Raw genomic sequence first — 21,640 nt, forward strand, 5'->3', positions numbered from 1 at the left:
TTCTCCTTGAATCCCTCTATATCTTCTTTTATAGAGGGAGTGTTTTTACTCGTTACTCGTCACTCATTAAACCGGCAACCTCATCACTTCTTCATAAGTGCTTATAAGCTTGTTCCTTATCTCAACCATCAGCTGAAACGACATGTCAGCTTTTTCCACCGCGAGGATCGCGCTTGTGACATCGCCTCCCTTTGACAGGTCGCCTACCGCCTTGTCAACATCATTCTGCAGCTGTGAGGCCTTGCTCATCGCTTCATTTATAACTTCGTCAAAACTGGCCCCGGAAACACTGCCCGCCGGATTTTTCTGCGAAGCGGAGTTAGTCGCGATATTGCTGCCGATATTTTTGATCATTGTTATGTCCGCCATTATACCCTCCCGAGTTCAAGCGCCTTCTGGAACATGCCTTTGCTTGTATTGAACGCCTTGACGTTTGCTTCATAGGCCCTCAGCGCCATCATCATATTCGCCATCTCTTCAATGACGTTGATATTCGGCATGCTGACGTTGCCGTCTTCATCAGCGTCAGGATGCCCCGGATCATAAATCGTTATCGGCGGTTTATTGTCCGGGACCACGTTGCTGACCCTGACCCCTTCAAGTTTTTCAGAAGGATTTGAATTTATGAGCATTGTCGAGAACACGACGTCCTTCCTCACGTACGGGCCGCCGGTCTCCGTCTTTGTGGTCTGCGCGTTTGCCATATTGGATGCTATTGTATTCATCCTTATCCTTTGCGCCTCAAGGGCGGTTGCGCTCACCTTAAAAATATCCATTTACTGCCTCCCTTAAAATCCTGCACTATCTTGACTTGGCAGGGCATCGCCCCGCCCTGCACTGCTTTACCTTCTGCTTATGGCGTTTTTATACATCCTGATCTTCGATGATAAGATCGTTACCGCTGTGTCGTGCAGCAGTGCATTCTCGGTCATCTTCGCCACTTCAACATTGAGCTCGACATTGTTTTTGTCTTCCCATGAAAGATTGTCTTCAACATTTGCCGTGCTGCTTACCGTTGAAGCATTTGCGCCGCCGACGTGTTTGGGGTCCGTTGTTAAAAGCTTTTTTTCGCTGCTGAGAAGATTATTGAACTTAACGTCCTTTGCCTTGTATCCGGGCGTATCGACGTTGGCAATGTTGGAGGAAATGACCTTCTGCCTTATATTGGCAGCCTGAACTAATCCCTCAAGAATCTTAAAACCCTTGTCCATAATTTATCTCCTTGACCCTTATTACTTCAAGAACCGTGCCATAATAATCAACTTTGCTGCTGTCATGCTGAACTTGTTTCAGCATCTAATGAAATCATTATGTTATGAGACCCTGAATCAAGTTCAGGGTGACGTAACCGGCATATTTTTCCAAGCATCTGATGTTCTGTATCTTGACCATATGTCAATTTTTCCACGCTGCGGGAAAATTTTTCCCGTTCTCTTGAAGTTTATTCCTGATGGTCCTGACGCTCACCCCGAGTTTCTTGGCGGCCTTTGTCTTATTGCCGTTCGTCTCCTCAAGGGTCTTCATGATCAGGTCCATCTCCATGCCTCTTAAACTCCCGTTGCCGGGATTGCACTGGCTTAAATTACCTTCAAGCATAAAGTCGTCCGCGTTTATTAAATCCGATTTCGCGATAAGCACTGAACGGTGCACCGCGTTTTCGAGCTCCCTTATGTTTCCCCTCCACTGTCTTGTCCTTAATAATTCAACCGCGTCATCCGAGAAACCCGTGATGGTCTTGTTAAGTTGTACGGAAAACTTTTTTGCAAAGTGTTCTGAAAGCAGAAGGATATCTTCCGGTCTTTCCCTTAACGGCAGCAGTTGAATGGGGAATACGCTGAGCCTGTAAAAAAGGTCCTCCCTGAACCTTCCTTCTTTTATCTCTTTTTGCAGGTCCCTGTTGGTTGTGGCGATGACCCTCACGTCTACCGGGACAGGCTGTTTGCCCCCTACCCTGTCAACCTCCCTTTCCTGCAAGACCCTCAGGAGCTTCGCCTGCAGGATTGCGGTCATCTCTCCAATTTCATCGAGGAGGATCGTGCCTCCGTGGGCAAGCTCGAACTTGCCTATTTTTCTGTCCAGCGCTCCGGTGAAGGCGCCTTTTTCATGGCCGAAAAGCTCGGACTCAAGGAGGTTGTCGGGTATCGCGGCGCAGTTCACCGCGATAAATGGTTTCTTGCTCCTGTGGCTTGTCTTGTAAATATATCTTGCGAGAAGCTCCTTTCCTGTTCCGCTCTCGCCTAAAATAAGCACCGTCATGTCGCTTAATGCTACGCTGTGTGAAAGCTGGATCAGGTTTTTCATGTTCTCGTTGTTGGTCAACACCTCATCGCCGCCCTGTGAAACGCTCGACATGATGGATTCGATCGCCTTTGTCAGGGCCTCGAATGAGAACGGCTTCATCAGGTAATCGTACGCGCCCTCCTTCATGGCATTGACCGCGTTTTCAACAGTGGCAAACCCGGTAATAACAAGTATCGGCAGGCTTCCGGTCTTTTTTCTTGCCTCTTTAATAAACGCAACGCCGTCCATCTTCGGCATCTTCATGTCAGTCACTATCATCGATACAGGAGTCTCATCAAGTTTTTTCAGCGCGTCAACAGGGTCTTCCGCAAGTATCACGCTGTAGCCCATCCTGACAATGGCCTCTCTTAACGCCGTCCTTAACTGTGTGTCATCATCAACAACAAGTATTGATTTCATTTTGCCGCTCCAGTAATACACTCCTCTTTAATTCTCCCCTTTGCAAGGGGAGACACAGAGTGGTTATTTTTATTTTCAGGAAAATAAAGACGGAAGGTGCAGCCTTTATTTTCATTGATAAACGCCTTTATAAAACCGTTGTGGCGCTGGACTATCTTGTAGGCGATTGTCAGGCCGAGTCCCGTGCCCTTGTCCTTTGTGCTGAAAAAAGGGTCGAATATCTTCTCGATATTTTCCCGGCTGATCCCCTCGCCTTCATCAATGACCGAAACAGTTGTGAAACCGTCCGCAGCATCCATGACAATTTCCAGTCTCCCGCCGTCAGGCATGGCCTGGGCCGCGTTTAAAATAATATTCATGAAGACCTGTTTCAGCAACTCGGAGTCGCCGTCGATAACTTTATCCGTCAGCTTCGTTGAAACGCGGACACCCCTGATCTCCATTAAGGGCTTAAGCATTGTCATTGAGTCCTCAACCACGCCGCTGAGTTTCACGTCCCTGAAAGACGGTTTCTGGTCTCTTGCGAACATAAGCATGTTGGTGAGGATGTTATTAAGGCTGTGTATCCCGCTTGAGATGCCCTTTGACATCTCCTCATGCCGGGTCCCTTTCAGGTCATTGGAAAGCATGGATGCAAACAGTTCCACGCTGCACAGGGGACTTCTTATTTCATGCACGATCTTTGCAGCCATCTCTCCCATCGCGATCAGCCTTGAATTCCTCTCCTGCAGTCTTTCAAGCTCGCTTACCCGCGCGTTCTTCCGCTCCAGTTCCTGGGTCAGGTACCTGACCTGTTCGCTGAGCTTCGTGTAGTAAGCCTCAAGGCTTTTTGACGCCTGAGTGAAACTGTAAAACGCCTCGTTCAGCTTGAGCGCTTTTTCCATTATTGATACACCTCGTCGATCTTGTTCAGGATGCTGAGACCTCTCAGTTTTGTCTTTGCCAGGCGGCTTACCAGCGAATCGCCTTTTTGCAGTTTGTCTAACATTTCATTTTTCCCTTCGGTATCGGATATGCTGCCGAGCCTGTACATTGCCCATTCGTCATCCGGATTTTTCTCATTGGCGAGACTGTAATATGCAAGCGCCTTGTCGTCTTTTTCTTTGTCATAATAATAATCGGCAAGTATGAGGTAGTCTCCAGCGTCGCCGTCAAACTTGTTTATCATCTTTTCATAAAACGCGACAACTTTTTGCGTATTGTCCGGCGCTGTTTCTTTCATGTCTTTGATTATCTTTCCCAGCAGCTTCAGGTCGGAGCTTTCAAATTCTTTTATTGCCATCAGGTTCTTTAACGCAGGATCAATACGTTTGTTAGAGTAGTTTATCCTTGCATCGATCCTCTGCACCGCGTCTCCGGCATCTTTCGTTTTTGAATCCTTAAATATAGTTATGTACCTCTCTGCCGAGGGCATATTCCCCAGCCCGACATAATAATCCGCGAGATCGAGCGCGGCAGTGGTCCTTGCCTTGCCGGACGTATTTTCCACAAGCCATGAACACAGCTTCAGGAACGGCTCGCCGTGGGGTTTCAGCTTTTTTGCGATCTTCATCAGGAACTCCTCCCTCGACGGGTCGAGCATCCACTGCCCGACCTCTTTCCATAAATCAGGAAGGCTTAATTCGCCGGTTGTCCTTTCGCTTGCCTCAAGCAGGAGCGTCTCAAGGTCCGCGAATGCCTCTGCCGGCGGCTCTTTACCGTAAACGACTTCCTTTAACAAAGAGACGGACTCTTTACTCCTTCCCTCTTTCTTGTAAAGTTTCGCGAGGAGGACCAGGGTTTCTTTATACCTGTTTGAGGAGTCAAAATGATTGTGCCTGATCTCCTCAAGGCTCGATATGGATTCCTTTAAATTATTCGCCTTCAAATAGGTCAGCGACAGATTCAGTAAGGCCTCCTCCTTAATCTTCCTGTCTTTTGAGAAACCTGCCGACTTAAAATATTCTATGGCCTTGGGATAATCAGCTTCTTCCATCGCGATCAGACCGAGGCTGATGATTGCGTTGTCTCTGAAGGGGCCCGTATTGATCTCAGACAGGTGCTTTTTTGCTTCAGCAAGCCTGCCGGTCACGCGCATATTCTCACCGATCAAATAGTAAGTCTCAGGTGATCTTCCGGGATAAGCGCTGTCAACGAGGGCTGCGTTATTATATGCCTTCCTGGCCTCTTCAACCTTCCCTGTTTTTTGCAATGCATTTGCCATGCTGAAGACCACATCGGGACCCCTGCCCGCATTTTCATAGTGCTGGACCGCTTCGGAAAACTCTCCTATCGCTGAAAGACTGTTTGCAAGGCCGAGATGGGCCTTTGCAATATATTTTGAGGACGGGAAATCTTTTAGAAAGATGAAATAGTTGGTCCTTGCTTCATAAACGAGCCCGACCTCCTGATAGATCTCCGCCCTTCTGATAAACGCCAGCTCTTTTAATTGCGCATCAGTTGAATATACGAACGCGAGCCTGAACTGCTCAATGGCTTCAAGATGTTTTTTTGCGCCGTCCAGCGCCTCTCCGTATATGAAGTGGTAGATACCGAGGGACCCGGCATCCTTCGGCTTGTTGCTGGAAAGCTCGGCTATTACCTTAAACGGGTTGTCCTCCGCCTTTAAAACCGACCATATCTTTTTATATTTTTCTGGAATGAAACTGTATTCATTGGTTGCTTTATCAGAGACCGTTACATCCGTTTTAGTATCTATATATTGCTCTGACAATTTGTTACTGAAATCTCCGTCGCCTTCATAAGGCAATGCCTTCAGCTTCCTGCTGACAGAAGTCGAAATACTTCTATTTGAAAATCCCCCTGCCTCCCCCTTTTTCAAAGGGGGACTTTTTTCCCCTCTATTAAGACCAACAGTAGGTGCTTTAAGCAGGGGATTCAGGGGAGGGTTTCCAACTTTTTTTAAGGGGGGATTATTTTTTTCTGCCGCGTTGACCGTCTTTGCATCCGCCTTTGGATATGCGTCAATGACAAGACGGCTCGGGCTGTCAAGTGAGAAGATTTTCAGGTCAGAACTGTTCTTCAGGGCGAATATAACGGCATCATTGTTTCTCCTGTAAGAAACAAGAAGCTTTTGTTGTTTAACTGCGAAGTCTGAACCGGGAAAGTTGACCAGGATTTCCTTGTCCTTCTGACTCACCTGGCCCCTTGATATCAGATCATTTGGTCCTTCCAGGACAATTCTTAAAAACCCGGGATGATCACTGGCCCTGATTTGAAGAGGAGCATTGTCGCTTTCAAGAGCGGCGTGTAAATCACTTAATTGAGGACAAAGCGCAAGCAGCATGAGTGTGATGACCGCACATAAAACATTCATGCCTGCTAAAACAGCAAGTAGCGTGCCAAATTCAACTATTGATTTATTAAGATATTACCTGGAAGAAATGCGTCAGTAAAATGACGGGAATCCGCTTTTATTTATTTCTCACTCAGTGGTCTTGGCGCCGAAGTCGATGGATTTTTTCTTCATTTTTTCGATCAGCGTGGTCCTGTTAAGACCGAGCAGGCTCGCGGCTTTGCTCTTTATGCCTTTGGACATTTCCAGCGCCTGAACGATCAGATTATTTTCTATTTCATCAAGCATCATGTTAAGGTCCACTCCCTCAGACGACAATGACTGCAATTTTGCAAGGCCCTTTTGCGCCTGGCGTTTTTCATGGAACCTCTCGGGAAGGTCCTCAGGGACAATGGTGTCTCCTTCCTTCAAAATGATGAGCCTCTCCAGCAGATTTTCAAGCTCCCGTACATTGCCGGGCCACCTGTAGTCTGTAAGATACCGCATCACTTCATGGGAAATGACCGGTTGCTCTTTCTTTTTCCTTCTTGAAAGCTCCGCGATAAAATGTTCGACCAGCAGCGGAATATCTTCTTTCATCCTCCTGAGAGGAGGCAGGTGGATTGGGATAACATTTAGTCTGTAGAAAAGGTCCTCTCTGAAGGCCTCTTCCTTCACGGCCTTTTCCAGGTCCCTGTTTGTAGCGGCAATGATCCTCACGTCAACCTTTATGGTTTTTACTCCGCCCACCCTTTCAAACTCTTTTTCCTGGAGGACACGGAGCAGCTTGACCTGAAGCGCGGGCGCCAGTTCGCCGATTTCGTCAAGAAAGAGCGTGCCGTTGTTTGCAAGCTCAAAACGCCCGATCCTTGTATTGACAGCCCCGGTGAACGCGCCTTTTTCATGGCCGAAGAGCTCGGACTCAAGGATGTCCTTTGGAATCGCGGCGCAATTCAGAGGGACAAATGTATTGCGCGCCCTTGAACTCTGATAGTGGATTGTCTTTGCGACAAGCTCTTTGCCGGTCCCGCTCTCCCCTGTGATAAGCACGGTGCTGTCGGTATCGGCGATCTTGTCGATGAACTTGATAACATTCTGTATAGGCAGGGAGTTTCCAATGATCTTGTGGGTGCTGAATTTCTTTTTCAGTTCCTTCTTCAGCCTGATATTTTCTTCCTGAAGTTGTGAAACATCAAGCGCCCTTTTTATGGTAAAGAACATATCTTCAAGATTGAATGGTTTTGTAATATAATCGAAGGCCCCGAGTTTCATTGCCTCGACTGCGGTCTGCACACTCGCATGCGCGGTGATCATTATCGGGGTGACGTCGATCTTTTCAGAGGCAATATTGCGCAGAACATCCATGCCGTTCATACCCGGCATCATAAGATCAAGCAGCAAAAGGCCAAATTTATCTTCTTTTAAAACAGACAGACCGGTTTCCCCGTCGGAAGCGGTCAGGACTTCAAACCCTTTGGTTTCAAGAAAATCTTTTAAAAGTCCTCTGATAGATGCTTCATCATCTATTACCAGGATACGCTGCATGGGTATATATTGCCATATTAAAAAAGCGACGTCAACACTTTGACAGGAAGAAATTTAATAGTATGAATTGATTACCGAATTTAATTTGAAAATGATTGGATAGATATAATTAAAGAATGTATCCTTCTCAATCCATTACAACGACCTTGTTGCGTCCCTCTCTCTTGGCCCTGTAGAGAGCCTCGTCTGCTTTCTTAATCATCATCTCCGCAGATTCTATACCTTTTCTGAATTCAGAAACTCCGAGGCTGATGGTCACCTTTATAATTTCACCGTCGTAATTAGTCTCCTGCTGTTCTATTGCCGCCCTGAAACGCTCCGCAACAGTAAGCGCCGCCGGGATCCCCGTCTCAGGAAGCAGGCAGCAGAATTCCTCTCCGCCGTACCGCGCCAGGTAATCCACGTTTCTGATAATTGAAGCGACCCTTGAGCTCACCGCTTTTAAGATGAAATCGCCGCACTGGTGTCCGTGCGTATCATTGACCTTTTTAAAAAAATCTATGTCCAGCATGACAAGGCTGAATACGCCGCCGTATCTCTGGTGCCTGTTAAACTCCTCACTGAGTTTGCTTTCAAGGAATCTCCTGTTATAAATTCCCGTAAGCCCGTCCCGCATGTTCATCTCCAGAAGTTTTTGCTCGTAGGCGGCAACTTCCGTGACATCCTGCACATAAATGAATAAATATTTTATTTCGTTGTTCTCATCACGGAGCGGTCCCATCGCGCAGCTCTGCTGCATAAAATCAAATTTTGAATCAGCATAGCTTGTGGTTTTAAAGGGAAACAGGTGGCGGTGTAATTTCTGCGAGAAAAAACAGAAGTTGCCGAAGGAAAATACCGATTTGCAGCTCCGTATGAATTTCGGATTATTCAGATGTGGGAAAGTGTCAAAAATGGGAGAGCTTTTAATTTTGCTCTCGTCAATCCCGCTATGCACTTCCATCCAGCGGTTCCATCCATGGACCTTCAGATCTTTATCCAGGATAACAATGCCGATATTGATAGCGTCAAATATCTGTTGGAACATTATTCATATTGTTCTATAAAAATGCGTAAAGCGTCTTTCAGCCATTTTATAGAATCGTTGCTTGTTACCAGGAATAAAAAACCGCTTACGTTCCCTTCCGTAAAACTGAAATCCGTCTTTAAGACAATAGCTGTCTTGTCGGCGTCAAACTGTTTCCCGGAAAGCGCATCGGTATAATATCTCTCAACGACAACCATCGGCGGCGTGTAAGTTACAACGTCTTTGAGCAATTCGGCAAGCTTACCCACGCAAGCGCCTATAAGTATGTTGCCGACTTCCATCAGGGTCTCTCTTTCCAGGATATCAATAGGGTCTGATTCAAAACTGCTCATTTCCACCTGCCCGTGCTGCAGCATGGCTATCAACTCCTTGCCCGAACCTGATGAAAAAATCAGAAGCGCGTCTCCTTTGAACCGGCCCCAAAAATTCTGTTCCACGATGCTGATTTTTTTATAGTCTTTGACGTGGTCCCTGATATACACGGGAAGCTCTGTCACCTGCATGATTTTTATAAAAGGAATGCTGAGCACAACATGGGTATCTATTACATCCGCGAGGTCTGCCGCGGATTTACCAAAAGCGATATTCATTATCTCCTGAAGGATTTCTCCTTCCTCGCCCGTCAGAATCTGATCTTCGTGTATTTCCATCATTATTGGACCTTTTGCAATGTATCCTGCGCCTTCATTATTGCGGCCAGCAGGTCTTCTTTCTTCAGAGGTTTTCTCAAAACCATATACGCGCCCAAATCCAGCACCGTGGTTATCGCCTTCATCTGCACGTCAGCGGTAACAACGATAATTAAGGCATTCTTATCATGTTTCATAATCTCTTCGATGGCTTCATACCCGGTCATAACGGGCATGGTCAAATCCATGAATGTTATGTCAGGGCGGAGGTTTAAATATTTTTCCACGCCGTCCTTGCCGTCACAGGCCTCATAAAACTCAAACCCCTGGTCCTTCGGCAGACAGCTTTTCAGCATCTTCCTTGCTATCGGTGAATCATCAACAATCAATAATTTCTTTATCATTATCTACCCTGCTATTGAATCGATTTGATAATAAGCCCTTTCATTGTCATGGGAATATAAGCATAGGGCATCATCTTTTTCAACATTATTATCAATAAATAACCAAGTCACGTTTAAGCTATAATAGCTTTATACTCATCTATATCGGAACATATGAAAAAAAACTTTAAGCAATTATCACAAAAAGAAATATCCCTGTTTATTCACCAGCTACGCCAAAAACCCTTCAGGGCAAAACAGATCATTCACTGGATATACGGGAAGCTTGCAAGTTCCTTTGATGAAATGACTGACCTCCCAAAAGACCTTCGTGAGGGGCTTAACAGAACAGCGTTCATAAGCAATCTTCATCTCCTGCAAAAAAAGGTTTCAAGCGACGGCGCGCAGAAATTCCTGTTTGAGCTTGAAGACGGCGAGACAATTGAGAGCGTGCTGATCCCTAACACTATCGGGGACGGGAAATTCACACTGTGCATTTCTTCGCAGGCAGGCTGCGCTATGGGATGCGCATTTTGCACGACCGGGAAACTGGGATTTAAAAGAAATCTCAAGGCATACGAAATTGTTGATCAGATGATATCGGTAGAAAGAAGTTTATTAATCCCCTCTCCCCAACAAAAAATTACCAACATCGTCTTTATGGGAATGGGGGAGCCGTTGAATAATTTCAACGAAGTCGTCGAGGCGCTCTGGAGAATTACCGGTCTTAAGGGTTTTTCAAAAAGAAGGATCACCGTCTCCACAGCAGGCATCGTACCTAAAATTTATGAACTCGCGGAGAAAGCCCCTGACGTAAATCTCGCCATATCATTAAATGCTACAACCGATGAGACAAGAAATAAAATTATGCCCGTCAATAAAAAATATCCGTTAAAAGAGCTCCTGAAAGCCTGCAAGGAATTTCCCATTCCTCCCCGCAGGCACATAACATTTGAATATGTCCTGATAGACGGGATCAACGATACAAATGAAGACGCCGCAAGACTCGTAAAGTTATTAAAAGGTATCCGGTCGAAAGTAAATTTAATACCGTACAACCCGCCTCTTCAGGAAAAGCCTCAGATATTCAGACAGCCCTCTGAAAACAGGATACTTGAATTTCAGAAAATTCTGCATAACGCAAAAATCACCGTGTTAATCAGAAAAAGTATGGGTGCTGACATCTCAGCGGCATGCGGACAATTAAAGGCAATGTATAGCATAAAGCAAGGAGCATAGAGCAAAGGGAGAAGGAAGTGCGCTTTGCCCTATGCACTTACCAGCTTCTTCCCAGCTTCGTACGCTTCCGTAAGCGCTGTAGGATGATGGAGGATCTCACCTTTTTTATCTATACCTAAAAAATGAAGCGTGCTGTGCTCCGGGACGTTTACGGTCCTGAAAAATGCCATTGCACATGCTTCGGCACATTGTATGCCGATCTCTTTTTTCATCCCGCCGACGAGCAGTAAAAGCCCCTTCCGTCCAAATTCACCTGATTGAATGGGTCTTTTCAGAAGATATTTTTCACACCAGAAACTCTGGCATCTGTCTATCATAATTTTCGCCTGAGCGCTGAGCGCGAAGAAGAATACCGGAGAAGCAAGTATAATCCTGTCGGCAGCGCGTATCGCGTCATGTACCTGGTCCATTTCATCACGGATGATACAAGTCCCCGAGTCTTCACATCCTCCGCAATCCTGACACGGGCTGATATTAATTGAATTAAGATTAAATATCTGAACAGCGCGGCCGGCCTGTTCAATTCCTTTTACCGCCTCATTCAAAAGCAGCTCTGTATTTCCGCCCTTACGGGGGCTTCCGTTAAACGCAATTATTTTCATTTCATTATTGTAACAAAGAGAGAAAATTTAAAGGAGGGAATTGCGATAAAACGATTTTGGAAGCTACTTCGATTTCTCGACAACCTTTACGAAGACATCGACCAGGTGGGGGTCAAATTGTTTTCCGGCGCATCCCATCAGTTCCGCAATTGCATCTTTTGATGACGCGGCTTTTTTATAAGGGGTGTCCGACCTCATAACGTCATATGCCTCTGCGATTGCCAGAATACGCGCTCCGTAGGGGATGTTGTCGCCCTTTAATTTGTGCGGATAGCCGCTGCCGTCAAACCTTTCGTGATGGTGAAGTATGATAGGAAGTTCTTTATGGAACAGCTTTGTCTTTTCAATTATTTTCACCCCGATATTGGCATGTCTCTTTATCAACCGGTATTCCGCCTCAGTAAGTTTACTGCTCTTCTTTAATATCTTTGAATTAATTCCTACCATGCCTATATCATGAAGCAATGCCGCCCGTTTTATTACACTTACGTCTTCATCTGACATAAGCAGTCCCTTCGTCAGTTTTTCAGCATAATTACTGACCCGGATGGAATGTTCATTTATATAATTACATCCATTATTCAACTCACATAGTATGTCATGGGCGGATTCGATACATGTCTCTTTAATATTTTCATTTACGCTCTCGAGCTTGCTGTAAAAATCCTTTATCTTTTTTTCCTCTTCCTTTATGCCGGCAGCTCCCTCAAATTCCGTTTCTTCATATGTGCAGACATTATTTCTTCCTCTCCACTTGGCGCGATAAAGCGCCTTGTCGGCATTTGCAATAAGGTCGGCCTCTGCTGCTACGTTATTGTCCGAAGTAGAAGACAACCCTATGCTTATAGTCGCTGTGCTTGAAATGTCATCTTTTCTGAACACATTGTTTTCGAACGCGCTGCGGATCCTCTCTGCCAATATAAAAGCCCCTTCAAGGTCAGTGTTCGGCAGAATAATAAAAAATTCCTCGCCTCCGTAACGCGCAACAAAGTCAGTGTCCCTCACGAGTTTTTTCAGTATCTCGGCTGACTTGATAAGTACAAAATCACCAAAAGGGTGCCCGTAGGAATCATTTATCGATTTGAAATGGTCAAGGTCCAGCATAATGCAGGAGAGGGGCTGCAAATGTCTCTTTGACTTTTTGTATTCATTCTTGATTACCTCATGAAAGTGGCGGTGATTAAATAACCCGGTAAGGCCGTCCCTGATCGCCAGTTTTTCCAGTTTTGCAATGGACTCTTTAACGTCGTCTTCCAGTTTTTTTCTCTGTATGGCCCTGCGTATGGCCCTGCTCAAGGCCACTGTTTTTATTTCTTCTTTGGTCAGGTAATCATATGCGCCCTTGTCCATTGCCTCAACGCCGAGCTTTTCATTGCCTTCTTCAACGATCATGATCACAGGCATTTCTAATTTTCGCTTGCTTATCTCATCGAGTATTTTAATTCCGCTTGTGCCGTTAATTGTACGATTAATCAATAAAAGATCGAACTTGTCCCGCTCAGTCTTTTCCAGAATGTCTTTCCCGGTATGAGCGATATCGAATTTGTAACTGATATCATTATAATTGGCCAGGGTAGCTTTGATGGCCTCAATATTAGGATGGTTATTATCTGCCACTAAGATAAATACATCTTGTTTAGGCATGTTAAAATTTCCCTTCAGTTAAGGAGCGCTCTTTAATACGACTAAAAAAATAACAGATAAAAACTGTGCTTCTTCTTTTACAATGACTTATTATAGCTTTTCTAAATTTTACAATCAACTGTAAAATCTATATACACGAAATCTTCTCTTAATTGACAAATTAATCTTAATCTACCTATTATTAGTGACTAATTTTTCTGCACTTAAAATATCAATGTGCCTTAAAATTGTCAAGATAAATTTAATAGTTAGTGTTTAAATATTATGATGATGAAACTTATTGACGGCATTGAAAACTTAAAAGATAAGTTACCCTACCCTGTCCTGACAATCGGGAATTTTGACGGCGTGCATCTCGGTCACCAAGCTATCTTCAAGATGCTGATAGAAAGGGCGCGGGAGAAGAACGGAACGTCGATTGTTTTCACTTTTGTGCCTCACCCCCTGAGAGTCATTGCCCCTGAAAGGTCTCCAAAACTACTTACTACGTATAAGGACAAATTAAAGCTGATACAGGATTCCGGCATTGACGTTATAATCTGCACAAATTTCACTAAAGAGTTTGCCAATATCCCGGCGGAAAATTTTGTAACAGAGGTCCTGTGCAAGACTCTTGGGGTAAAAGAGATTTTCATCGGCTCCAACTACCTTTTTGGAAAAGGCAGGAGAGGGTCGCCTGAACTATTAAAGGAGCTTGGGGAAAAATGTGGTTTTGAGGTCACAATAGTTGACGAAATTAAAATCAGCAATACGCCTCTCAGCAGCTCCGGGATAAGGACCCTCGTCGCAAAAGGAAAGGTCGATGAGGCGGCGGTATTGCTGGGAAGATTATACTCTGTGGAAGGCATCGTTGTGGAAGGGGCAAAAAGAGGCAAAAGCCTCCTGAATGTGCCGACAGCAAATCTCATAACCGCCAACGAACTGCTCCCTAAAGACGGTGTATATGCTGTCATTGCGGAGATAGACGGGAAAAAATACGGAGGGGCCACCAACATAGGTTACAACCCCACCTTTGAAGAAAAGAAATTCAGCTTTGAGACGCATATCCTGAATTTCAGCGGCGAGCTTCTCGGTAAAACCATAAAGATCTACTTTGTCAAAAGAATAAGGGACGAGATGAAATTTTCCTCAGCCGATGCCCTCGCCGCGCAAATGAAAAAAGATATTGAGGACATAAGAAACATCGTTAAAAATCATATCGCCTGATCGACTTTCCACATATCAGATAATCCTGCCCGCACCTTGCTACTCTTTCCTTTAATCCAGTTTCAAGTTAAAATATTCATGTAGGACACTGTTCCAATGGTTAGTGAAATGAATAGAGTTGAGAGTTATGAATGAAAGGTTACGGAGTTCGACACATAAGTTAGCGTCATGCCCGAAGTTCTTAATCGGGTATCCAGTTCCTTTAATTCTCTCTGGATTCCCGCTTACTGACTGCGGGAATGACGAACTATCGAGCCGTTATAAACTCATTAGCAACTTTCAACTTTTAACTTAGGTAAAACGAATTATGGATGAAATTAAATTTGATCCGAATGAAGGGACCGAGGTAAAAGAGCGGCAGGAGGTAAAGACCCCCTCGCTATATAAAGTGTTCCTCATTAATGACGATTACACAACCATGGATTTTGTAGTCCATGTCCTTGAAAAGGTGTTTCACAAACCGCCTGTTGAGGCCACTCAGATAATGCTGCACGTCCATAAAAACGGAAAAGGGCTTGCCGGTGTTTACACACGCGAGATCGCCGAAACAAAGATAGAGACCGTTCACGAACTGGCACAGCAAAGTAACTACCCTTTAAAATGCACAATGGAGAAAGAATGATAAACAAAGAACTGGAACTATCAATAGAGGCCACTATCAGAGATGCTGAGTCAAGACACCACGAATACCTGACCGTCGAACACGTCCTGTTCGCCGTCCTCCACAATGACTGGGGGATTGACGTTATTACCAACTGCGGTGGGAGTGTTTCAAAGCTGAAGGCCTTGCTGGAAGATTTTTTCAATAAAAAGGTCCCGAAGCTCGTCGAGAATTCCGACACGTATCCTGAACCTACAATTGCATTTAGAAGAGTGATACAGACCGCGGTCAACCATGTGAGGTCCGCGGAGAAACAGGAGACTGACGCAGGCGATATCCTCTCGGCGATTTTCCTTGAACGGGACTCTCACGCGGTGTACTTTCTTGAGTCCGAAGGGATCACGCGTCTTGACGTGCTGAATTACGTTTCTCATGGGATAACAAAAGCAGGAGATAAATTTTCAGATGAAAATCTCAATGAACCTGAAGCGATGCCTGATAAAAAACAGGCCCCAAAAAACGACACCTTAAAACAATTCACCGTGGACCTCGTTCAGAAGGCGGCTGATGGCGGCATTGACCCTCTTGTGGGCAGGGAAAACGAACTGAAGCGGACCATCCAGGTTCTCTGCAGACGGAAGAAGAATAATATAGTTTTTGTCGGAGATCCGGGGGTCGGCAAGACCGCGATCGTTGAAGGGCTGGCCCTGAAAATTCATAAAGAGGAAGTGCCGGATATCTTAAAAAACGCCCACATCTATTCCCTTGATATGGGAGGGCTGCTTGCCGGAACAAAATACCGCGGCGACTTTGAGGCCCGTCTGAAGACAACCATAAAAGGCCTTGAGGCAATACCTGACGCAATCCTCTTCATAGACGAAATACACACTATCGTCGGGGCCGGTGCGACAAGCGGCGGCTCAATGGACGCGTCAAATATCCTGAAGCCTATTTTGAATTCGGGTAAATTACGCTGCATCGGCGCCAGCACGTATGAGGAATACAAAAACTATTTCGAGAAAGACCGCGCCCTCTCAAGGCGCTTTCAGAAAATAGAGGTCCATGAGCCTGATGTCAATGAAACATACCAGATATTGAAAGGCCTGAAATCTTATTATGAAGAATATCACGGCGTGAAATACACCGACACTGCCTTGAAAACCGCGGCCGGACTTTCGGCCAAGTATATTAATGACAAATATCTCCCTGACAAGGCGATTGATGTCATTGATGAGGCAGGCGCGTTGTTAAAGCTTTCCCCTTCGTTTAAGACCAAGAAGACCGTAGGACTGTATGAGATCGAAGATGTTGTCGCCAAGATAGCGAAGATACCGAAACGCAATGTCTCGACATCGGACATGGACAAACTGAAAAAACTCGAAGACGAATTGAAACACGCGGTCTTCGGGCAGGAAGAAGCCCTGCATTCCCTTGCCTCTTCGATCAAACGCGCGCGCGCTGGACTTGGTCCGCAGGAAAGGCCCATCGGGTCTTTTCTCTTTACCGGCCCCACAGGCGTTGGAAAGACCGAGGCGTCAAAGACGATTGCCACTGTCCTCGGCATCCAGTTCATACGCTTCGACATGAGTGAATACATGGAGAAGCACACTGTCTCAAGATTGATCGGAGCGCCTCCGGGCTATGTTGGTTTTGACCAGGGAGGACTCCTGACCGACGCTGTCAGAAAACATCCTCACAGCGTGCTCCTTCTGGATGAGATCGAGAAGGCGCATCCCGACATATTCAGCATCCTCCTTCAAGTTATGGATTACGCAACATTGACCGACAACAACGGCAAGAAGGCCGACTTCCGCAACGTCATCCTCATCATGACGTCAAACGCCGGGACAACCGAAATGAGCAGGGGCGTAGTCGGTTTTGGAGACAGGACACAGGACACACGCTCAAAAGGCAAAGACGCGATAACCCGTCTGTTCAGCACGGAGTTCAGGAACCGCCTTGATTCCACTATCACATTCAATTCACTTACACCGGAGATAATGAAAAAGGTAGTGGACAAATTCATCTCTGAATTGCAGCGGCAGCTTGACGAGAAAAAGGTCGTCATAACTGTCTCTGATAATGCCAAGAACTATCTTGCGGAGCGCGGATATGACCCGCAGCTTGGCGCGCGTCCTCTCGGAAGGCTGATGCAAAAAGAGATAAAAGACGTCTTGTCCGAAGAAGTGCTTTTCGGCAACCTCATCAAAGGGGGAAAAGTTCTTATTGATTTGGAGAAAGACAAAATAACCTTTGACTACCAACAATAATAATATTTTTACTGGAACTTTCTTGAAGGTCATTCAAGGCAGTTGAAAAAATAAATTTCGATACCTTAAGCGCAGACTTATCAGGCGCTAAAATTTCTTTAAGTTTAAAATACCGGAAGCATCATCGCTTGAAAGAATATCATCGAGTTATTTATTTTAGAAACTGCCTTGAATGACCTTCATCCAATTTGATAAATGCCGATCTTCAGACTTTCAAAAGAACTTATCTTCCCTCCCCCTCATCTCGCGGAAGACAACGGCCTTCTCGCAGTGGGAGGAAACTTAAGCGAAGAGCGCCTGCTACTCGCTTATTCGATGGGAATATTTCCGTGGTATTCAGAAGACGACCCCATTCTTTGGTGGTCTCCTGATCCGCGTCTCGTCCTGCTTACTGAAGATCTAAAAGTGTCCCGCAGCCTCAGTCAGACAATTAAGAAGGGCATATTTAAAGTCACCCTTGACACCGCCTTTGAACAAGTTATTAGAAATTGCGCCTCGGTCCACCTTCAGGACAAAGGCGATACCTGGATCACAAATGAAATGGTCGAGGCGTACATCGCCCTTCATCACTCAGGTTACGCGCACTCGGTTGAGAGCTGGTTTGAAGGCAAACTCGTTGGAGGGCTTTACGGGATTTCACTCGGCTCCGCATTTTTCGGGGAATCCATGTTCGCAAAGAAAAGCGACTCCTCTAAAGTCGCGTTTGCCACCCTGGTCCAGCAGCTCATCAGATGGAATTTCACACTGATCGACTGCCAGGTCACCACCGAGCATCTCAAAAGCTTCGGCGCGCAGGACATACCGCGAAGTGATTTTCTAATGATGCTGAAATCAGCCCTGAAGTCGCCGACAAAGAAAGGCAACTGGAAGCTTGACGACACCGGCAGTGTCCAGCAAAAAAGAACATTAAAGAAGTGCTGAGAATTTGTTTATGTATCGCTCGCATGACGGATTTTTTCAAAATTCGTGACGGGTGAGTCTTTGCCCTTGAGCAAAGGTGTCATCTGTAAAGCACTGCTGTAATCCCACTAAGTAATAACACCGCCATCCCCAAACAAAAATTCACTTTGATCAAATTTAGAGATACTTTCTGTAAAAATGATTTTTGGGAAACGGATTCCGTTCTTGCAATCCTGGGAGACAATATCAAGCCTCTATAAAAATGCACAACAACCATCCCTAATACCAATACATGCTTTACAATTAAAACCCATGTCCATTTGTTGGAACTTGTTAATGCAATCCCTGTAACAATTATGAAAATGATGCTATAGTTCGCTAAGGGAGTAAATCTTTTAGAAATTTCGCCCATCAGCTTACCAGCGTCGGCACCTAAAACCTGCTTGGCTGTCGGTATTGCAATAAAAAGGACAAAAGTAATTCCTCCAATCCATATGACTGTTGCAACAAGATGTAGCCAATAAGAAACCGCTAATATTAACTCTCTCATTTTCTCCTCCGTGTGATTTTAAAGAATGAGGGTGGATTGATTTTTTCAACCCACCCTCACAAGCGCATTGTTTATTTCTTCTTCGTGAGCGGAATACAGCCGCAGCCGCAGGAACTTTTTGAATCGCTCTTGATTTCGGCGTTCTTTTCTTCAGGATGTTCTTTTGTCTCTTTTTTAATGTCCTTTGTCATCTTTATCACCTCCTTTCAATTTAAGTTTATGCTCATTTACTTATATGATTAAGCAAAAAAAAATATCCGCTATTTACACTTGGTAACTCTTTTATGCAGTTGTTTTATCTCCACGTGCCCGCCTGAACAGCCACAAGTACAAATACGATTAAGCCTCTCCCTGCATTTTTCGAGGGTGTCTCTATTTAGAGAATAATAAATCCAGTAACCCTGCCTCTCATCCTTTACAAGTCCCGCGCTTTTAAGAACTCTCAAATGCTGAGATACCGCTGACTGTGTTATTCCCAACGCATCAGCTAACGCATTGACACTCATGGGCTCTTTTTTCAGTAATTCGATAATTTCTATTCGCTTATCGACTGAAAGCAGTTTAAATAATTCTGCGGATTCTTTCATGATTATTTCTTACCTTTAAGTATATTAGCATGAACTAATATTAACCAAGTGAAATTATATTGTCAAGCAATTTTTTGTGGGTCTAATGTATGCGTCACTATGCTATGTAAGGGTTATGGGAGATAAAGGCTTATTAGGACAGCTGGTGGTGCCAGTATGGATTCGACAGCACTTCCGGCGGGCCGCTTAGCCGCCCCAGCCGATGCTGATCACTATGGCGTCGGCGGGACAGAACTCCTGGCAGTTGCCGCAGTCGATGCAATAGGACGCCCGATGAGACAAGCTCTTGCCGTCTGACATCGTAAAACACTTGACCGGACAGAAGCCCACACAATCCCCACATCCTGTACACTTGTCCCAATTCACTAAGGCTATAAACACTTGCTCCCACATCCAAAATTCGCTTGTTCTATTGCACCCATGTAGATATATATTTTCAATATTGGCACAAAGAATATTGCAAGACCATGATACTTGTCATATGCGCTGGAAGAAGGTCGTGCCTGTTTAAGAAAGCAGCCAAAAAAACATCACGCAACAGATGAGGTAACCGAAATGACCAGCCATGAGTTTGATATGTACATGAGCGAAAATTCTTGACACTATCATTAAGGAAGCTTGACGACACCGGCAGTGTCCAGCAAAAAAGATCATTAAAGAAGTGCTGAGTATTGCAAAGTAAAATTATCAGGTTTTCATAAAAACCGTTCTATTAATATTTCATCCATGCTTCTTCTTGAATCAATTACGGCAAGAACATAAACTTTTCGGTCAGATGTCCTGTAGATAACTCGCCAGGGTGAAATGACTAATTCCCGATAACTCAATATGCCATATGTCTTCAGTTCGGGAACAATTCTGCCTCTATCGGGGAATTGATTCAACGTGTTACATTTTGATCTTATTTTCTCGAAGATGTAATAGCGGTATCAACATTATCCTGGGAGATATAGTCAATAATGTTTTCAAAATCTTTGCTCGCAGGCTGGGCCCACTCAACCACGAATCTTTTCATGGTCTATTTGTGTGTCTTCCTTTTCAATAAATTTTCTTCAATTTGCCTGAAAAGGTCTTCCTGTTTTATGGTGTTCCCTTTTTGAATTGCTTTTTCACCATGGGCCAATATCCTCATCAGGTTCAAAGAATTAATTGTTCTCTCATAGGATTCCGCGTCCTGGATAACTGCACGAGGTTCGCCATTCTGAGTAATTATCACCGGCCTATGAGTTTCATTGATTTGGGATATTAAATCAGCAGACCGGGACTTCAGATAAGAAATTGGTTTAATGTCTTCTTTAATCTTCATTACTATCACCTCCAGTCCATGAATAGTACCAAATATGGACTGAATGTTCGATTACCGTCTGTCTTCTCTCCCTTCTTCTTCAGTGTATTTCATTATTTCCCTTGCTTGCCGTATTTTGATTTTAATTCCGTGAATTTCGGTATTGCCAAAATCAGGTATGCGCTTTGCCAATCGGAAGGTTTTACTTCACGAAAAAGACCGCGACTGTCATGTTGGACCTTGGCATTATAAAATTCTCGAGCGAAACCACCTTCATTATATATCTTATAATCACTTGCTATCCGCACTTTGTTCCTGCCGATGTTGGTTTTATCATCGTGTTCCTGGGTTATGCGCCCGAACTCATGTTCTCTCCTGAAATAAACCGTTGGGTTTGAAGTGATATTACCGGAATAACCGGTAATGTTTTGAGCAATGTAAAAGTCATCTCGGTACATTAGTTCTGTCCTTTCTCATTATTGATGTACGGGCCTATGTTTTCATGCTGCTGCAATCAGGCTGACCGAATTATATAATTCAGTTATTTCAAAATCCGTGACGGGTGATCTTTGCCCCCTGACAACTGGAGGCCTTATAAGTGTTCGACAAATTTATTTATATTTATCCTTGCTGTTTTTCCACGATTCTAATAGATCATCAACAGCTATGGGATTAATTTGTAAATTCATTTCTTTAGCAAAATATCGTCCTGCGTATTCAACTGCTAAAAGAGATTTATCGTACTGTAAAACATCTATAAGAAAATTAATCCTATCTTTTTTAGATATATCTACCCTTTTTTCCCAGATGTACTCAATAAGCGCTGGTTTTGTAGTAGATGGTGCAGTTTCGTAAATCTGACGTAACGCTTTTATTGTTATAAGCTTTGATAGATCAATATCATTTGGCCATAATATAGTCATATCAGAACCGTAAAATACTGGATCATGATTAATAAATATTGTAGTCAATGCATCTTTAGAACGCTTAGAAAATGGATGAGATTCATCATTAGCCCAACGCTTTAATTTATCGAAGGCTTCGCGATCATCGTTCTCGGGAGTGTCCACGAAACTGTGTAAATTGATAAACTTATCAAAACACAGGAGGTGGATAATTGAAGGAAGAGAAAGCAGCAAAGACGGAAGAAGTAAAAGCTAAGATCAGACGCCTTGTGCAGCAGACAATGCAGGAAGCC

Annotated in this window: 23 protein-coding genes and 1 pseudogene; 5 read left to right on the plus strand and 19 right to left on the minus strand. The window is 44.6% G+C overall.

The window, feature by feature from the left end:
• Nucleotides 1–66: 66 nt before the first annotated feature.
• The 10 genes from fliE to HZB61_08790 form a co-directional block, all read right to left on the minus strand.
• On the minus strand, nt 67–369 hold the full coding sequence (gene fliE, locus HZB61_08745) for a flagellar hook-basal body complex protein FliE (GenBank protein MBI5056688.1): 303 nt from the start codon (nt 367–369) through the stop codon (nt 67–69).
• Nucleotides 369–776, minus strand: a complete 408-nt coding sequence (flgC, locus tag HZB61_08750; protein MBI5056689.1) for a flagellar basal body rod protein FlgC — start codon at nt 774–776, stop codon at nt 369–371. The genes fliE and flgC overlap by 1 nt, the downstream gene beginning before the upstream one ends.
• 66 nt (nt 777–842) lie before the next feature.
• Nucleotides 843–1,211 carry a flagellar basal body rod protein FlgB gene (flgB, locus tag HZB61_08755; GenBank protein ID MBI5056690.1) on the minus strand — a complete coding sequence of 123 codons (369 nt, stop codon included), beginning with the start codon at nt 1,209–1,211 and terminating at the stop codon, nt 843–845.
• A 184-nt stretch (nt 1,212–1,395) separates the two neighbouring features.
• Nucleotides 1,396–2,700, minus strand: coding sequence for a sigma-54-dependent Fis family transcriptional regulator (locus HZB61_08760; GenBank protein MBI5056691.1), 1,305 nt, complete (start codon nt 2,698–2,700; stop codon nt 1,396–1,398).
• Nucleotides 2,697–3,584 (minus strand): hypothetical protein, encoded by an 888-nt coding sequence (locus tag HZB61_08765; GenBank protein ID MBI5056692.1) that lies wholly within the window; start codon nt 3,582–3,584, stop codon nt 2,697–2,699. The genes HZB61_08760 and HZB61_08765 overlap by 4 nt, the downstream gene beginning before the upstream one ends.
• Nucleotides 3,584–6,016: a tetratricopeptide repeat protein gene (locus HZB61_08770; GenBank protein ID MBI5056693.1), complete on the minus strand. Its 2,433-nt coding sequence runs from the start codon at nt 6,014–6,016 to the stop codon at nt 3,584–3,586. The genes HZB61_08765 and HZB61_08770 overlap by 1 nt, the downstream gene beginning before the upstream one ends.
• 108 nt (nt 6,017–6,124) lie before the next feature.
• On the minus strand, nt 6,125–7,519 hold the full coding sequence (locus tag HZB61_08775) for a sigma-54-dependent Fis family transcriptional regulator (GenBank protein MBI5056694.1): 1,395 nt from the start codon (nt 7,517–7,519) through the stop codon (nt 6,125–6,127).
• Nucleotides 7,520–7,646: 127 nt separating this feature from the next.
• Complete coding sequence (locus tag HZB61_08780; protein ID MBI5056695.1) at nt 7,647–8,546, minus strand: diguanylate cyclase; 900 nt, start codon at nt 8,544–8,546, stop codon at nt 7,647–7,649.
• Nucleotides 8,546–9,196: a chemotaxis protein CheC gene (locus tag HZB61_08785; GenBank protein ID MBI5056696.1), complete on the minus strand. Its 651-nt coding sequence runs from the start codon at nt 9,194–9,196 to the stop codon at nt 8,546–8,548. The genes HZB61_08780 and HZB61_08785 overlap by 1 nt, the downstream gene beginning before the upstream one ends.
• 2 nt (nt 9,197–9,198) lie before the next feature.
• Nucleotides 9,199–9,579, minus strand: coding sequence for a response regulator (locus tag HZB61_08790; protein ID MBI5056697.1), 381 nt, complete (start codon nt 9,577–9,579; stop codon nt 9,199–9,201).
• Between the two features lie 153 nt (nt 9,580–9,732).
• Between HZB61_08790 and rlmN the strand changes: the two genes are divergently transcribed.
• On the plus strand, nt 9,733–10,797 hold the full coding sequence (gene rlmN / locus HZB61_08795; GenBank protein ID MBI5056698.1) for a 23S rRNA (adenine(2503)-C(2))-methyltransferase RlmN: 1,065 nt from the start codon (nt 9,733–9,735) through the stop codon (nt 10,795–10,797).
• Nucleotides 10,798–10,826: 29 nt separating this feature from the next.
• On the opposite strand, the gene HZB61_08800 is transcribed toward rlmN, so the two are convergent.
• The gene (locus HZB61_08800) at nt 10,827–11,399 is read right to left on the minus strand and encodes a flavodoxin family protein (protein ID MBI5056699.1); all 573 of its coding nucleotides are present in this window, start codon (nt 11,397–11,399) and stop codon (nt 10,827–10,829) included.
• A 63-nt stretch (nt 11,400–11,462) separates the two neighbouring features.
• Nucleotides 11,463–13,043 (minus strand): diguanylate cyclase, encoded by a 1,581-nt coding sequence (locus HZB61_08805; GenBank protein ID MBI5056700.1) that lies wholly within the window; start codon nt 13,041–13,043, stop codon nt 11,463–11,465.
• A gap of 270 nt (nt 13,044–13,313) precedes the next feature.
• Between HZB61_08805 and HZB61_08810 the strand changes: the two genes are divergently transcribed.
• From HZB61_08810 to HZB61_08825, 4 genes are all read left to right on the plus strand, one after another.
• A complete protein-coding gene (locus tag HZB61_08810) occupies nt 13,314–14,249 on the plus strand; it encodes a bifunctional riboflavin kinase/FAD synthetase (GenBank protein ID MBI5056701.1) in 936 nt (311 codons plus the stop codon).
• A gap of 307 nt (nt 14,250–14,556) precedes the next feature.
• Nucleotides 14,557–14,871: an ATP-dependent Clp protease adapter ClpS gene (gene clpS / locus HZB61_08815; GenBank protein MBI5056702.1), complete on the plus strand. Its 315-nt coding sequence runs from the start codon at nt 14,557–14,559 to the stop codon at nt 14,869–14,871.
• Complete coding sequence (clpA, locus tag HZB61_08820) at nt 14,868–17,120, plus strand: ATP-dependent Clp protease ATP-binding subunit ClpA (protein ID MBI5056703.1); 2,253 nt, start codon at nt 14,868–14,870, stop codon at nt 17,118–17,120. Before clpS ends, clpA begins: the two co-directional genes overlap by 4 nt.
• 195 nt (nt 17,121–17,315) lie before the next feature.
• Complete coding sequence (locus tag HZB61_08825) at nt 17,316–18,041, plus strand: leucyl/phenylalanyl-tRNA--protein transferase (GenBank protein MBI5056704.1); 726 nt, start codon at nt 17,316–17,318, stop codon at nt 18,039–18,041.
• Nucleotides 18,042–18,120: 79 nt separating this feature from the next.
• On the opposite strand, the gene HZB61_08830 is transcribed toward HZB61_08825, so the two are convergent.
• The 7 genes and pseudogenes from HZB61_08830 to HZB61_08860 form a co-directional block, all read right to left on the minus strand.
• Nucleotides 18,121–18,570 (minus strand): DUF4149 domain-containing protein, encoded by a 450-nt coding sequence (locus HZB61_08830; GenBank protein ID MBI5056705.1) that lies wholly within the window; start codon nt 18,568–18,570, stop codon nt 18,121–18,123.
• Nucleotides 18,571–18,830: 260 nt separating this feature from the next.
• On the minus strand, nt 18,831–19,157 hold the full coding sequence (locus HZB61_08835; GenBank protein ID MBI5056706.1) for a winged helix-turn-helix transcriptional regulator: 327 nt from the start codon (nt 19,155–19,157) through the stop codon (nt 18,831–18,833).
• Nucleotides 19,158–19,343: 186 nt separating this feature from the next.
• Nucleotides 19,344–19,538 (minus strand): 4Fe-4S binding protein, encoded by a 195-nt coding sequence (locus tag HZB61_08840; protein ID MBI5056707.1) that lies wholly within the window; start codon nt 19,536–19,538, stop codon nt 19,344–19,346.
• A gap of 314 nt (nt 19,539–19,852) precedes the next feature.
• Nucleotides 19,853–20,172: pseudogene (locus tag HZB61_08845) on the minus strand (type II toxin-antitoxin system RelE/ParE family toxin).
• A gap of 3 nt (nt 20,173–20,175) precedes the next feature.
• Nucleotides 20,176–20,463 carry a type II toxin-antitoxin system Phd/YefM family antitoxin gene (locus tag HZB61_08850; protein MBI5056708.1) on the minus strand — a complete coding sequence of 96 codons (288 nt, stop codon included), beginning with the start codon at nt 20,461–20,463 and terminating at the stop codon, nt 20,176–20,178.
• Nucleotides 20,464–20,555: 92 nt separating this feature from the next.
• Nucleotides 20,556–20,900, minus strand: coding sequence for a hypothetical protein (locus HZB61_08855; protein ID MBI5056709.1), 345 nt, complete (start codon nt 20,898–20,900; stop codon nt 20,556–20,558).
• Between the two features lie 153 nt (nt 20,901–21,053).
• A complete protein-coding gene (locus tag HZB61_08860) occupies nt 21,054–21,512 on the minus strand; it encodes a hypothetical protein (protein ID MBI5056710.1) in 459 nt (152 codons plus the stop codon).
• Nucleotides 21,513–21,640 lie beyond the last annotated feature (128 nt).

The sequence above is a fragment of the Nitrospirota bacterium genome (assembly GCA_016214845.1).
Classification (GTDB): domain Bacteria; phylum Nitrospirota; class Thermodesulfovibrionia; order UBA6902; family UBA6902; genus SURF-23.

Excerpts from the sequence above, each read along its gene's own strand:
- fliE (MBI5056688.1), bottom strand. The coding sequence starts at position 369 with ATGGCGGACATAACAATGATCAAAAATATCGGCAGCAATATCGCGACT.
- flgC (MBI5056689.1), bottom strand. The coding sequence starts at position 776 with ATGGATATTTTTAAGGTGAGCGCAACCGCCCTTGAGGCGCAAAGGATA.
- flgB (MBI5056690.1), bottom strand. The coding sequence starts at position 1,211 with ATGGACAAGGGTTTTAAGATTCTTGAGGGATTAGTTCAGGCTGCCAAT.
- HZB61_08760 (MBI5056691.1), bottom strand. The coding sequence starts at position 2,700 with ATGAAATCAATACTTGTTGTTGATGATGACACACAGTTAAGGACGGCG.
- HZB61_08765 (MBI5056692.1), bottom strand. The coding sequence starts at position 3,584 with ATGGAAAAAGCGCTCAAGCTGAACGAGGCGTTTTACAGTTTCACTCAG.
- HZB61_08770 (MBI5056693.1), bottom strand. The coding sequence starts at position 6,016 with ATGAATGTTTTATGTGCGGTCATCACACTCATGCTGCTTGCGCTTTGT.
- HZB61_08775 (MBI5056694.1), bottom strand. The coding sequence starts at position 7,519 with ATGCAGCGTATCCTGGTAATAGATGATGAAGCATCTATCAGAGGACTT.
- HZB61_08780 (MBI5056695.1), bottom strand. The coding sequence starts at position 8,546 with ATGTTCCAACAGATATTTGACGCTATCAATATCGGCATTGTTATCCTG.
- HZB61_08785 (MBI5056696.1), bottom strand. The coding sequence starts at position 9,196 with ATGGAAATACACGAAGATCAGATTCTGACGGGCGAGGAAGGAGAAATC.
- HZB61_08790 (MBI5056697.1), bottom strand. The coding sequence starts at position 9,579 with ATGATAAAGAAATTATTGATTGTTGATGATTCACCGATAGCAAGGAAG.
- rlmN (MBI5056698.1), top strand. The coding sequence starts at position 9,733 with ATGAAAAAAAACTTTAAGCAATTATCACAAAAAGAAATATCCCTGTTT.
- HZB61_08800 (MBI5056699.1), bottom strand. The coding sequence starts at position 11,399 with ATGAAAATAATTGCGTTTAACGGAAGCCCCCGTAAGGGCGGAAATACA.
- HZB61_08805 (MBI5056700.1), bottom strand. The coding sequence starts at position 13,043 with ATGCCTAAACAAGATGTATTTATCTTAGTGGCAGATAATAACCATCCT.
- HZB61_08810 (MBI5056701.1), top strand. The coding sequence starts at position 13,314 with ATGAAACTTATTGACGGCATTGAAAACTTAAAAGATAAGTTACCCTAC.
- clpS (MBI5056702.1), top strand. The coding sequence starts at position 14,557 with ATGGATGAAATTAAATTTGATCCGAATGAAGGGACCGAGGTAAAAGAG.
- clpA (MBI5056703.1), top strand. The coding sequence starts at position 14,868 with ATGATAAACAAAGAACTGGAACTATCAATAGAGGCCACTATCAGAGAT.
- HZB61_08825 (MBI5056704.1), top strand. The coding sequence starts at position 17,316 with ATGCCGATCTTCAGACTTTCAAAAGAACTTATCTTCCCTCCCCCTCAT.
- HZB61_08830 (MBI5056705.1), bottom strand. The coding sequence starts at position 18,570 with ATGAGAGAGTTAATATTAGCGGTTTCTTATTGGCTACATCTTGTTGCA.
- HZB61_08835 (MBI5056706.1), bottom strand. The coding sequence starts at position 19,157 with ATGAAAGAATCCGCAGAATTATTTAAACTGCTTTCAGTCGATAAGCGA.
- HZB61_08850 (MBI5056708.1), bottom strand. The coding sequence starts at position 20,463 with ATGAAGATTAAAGAAGACATTAAACCAATTTCTTATCTGAAGTCCCGG.
- HZB61_08855 (MBI5056709.1), bottom strand. The coding sequence starts at position 20,900 with ATGTACCGAGATGACTTTTACATTGCTCAAAACATTACCGGTTATTCC.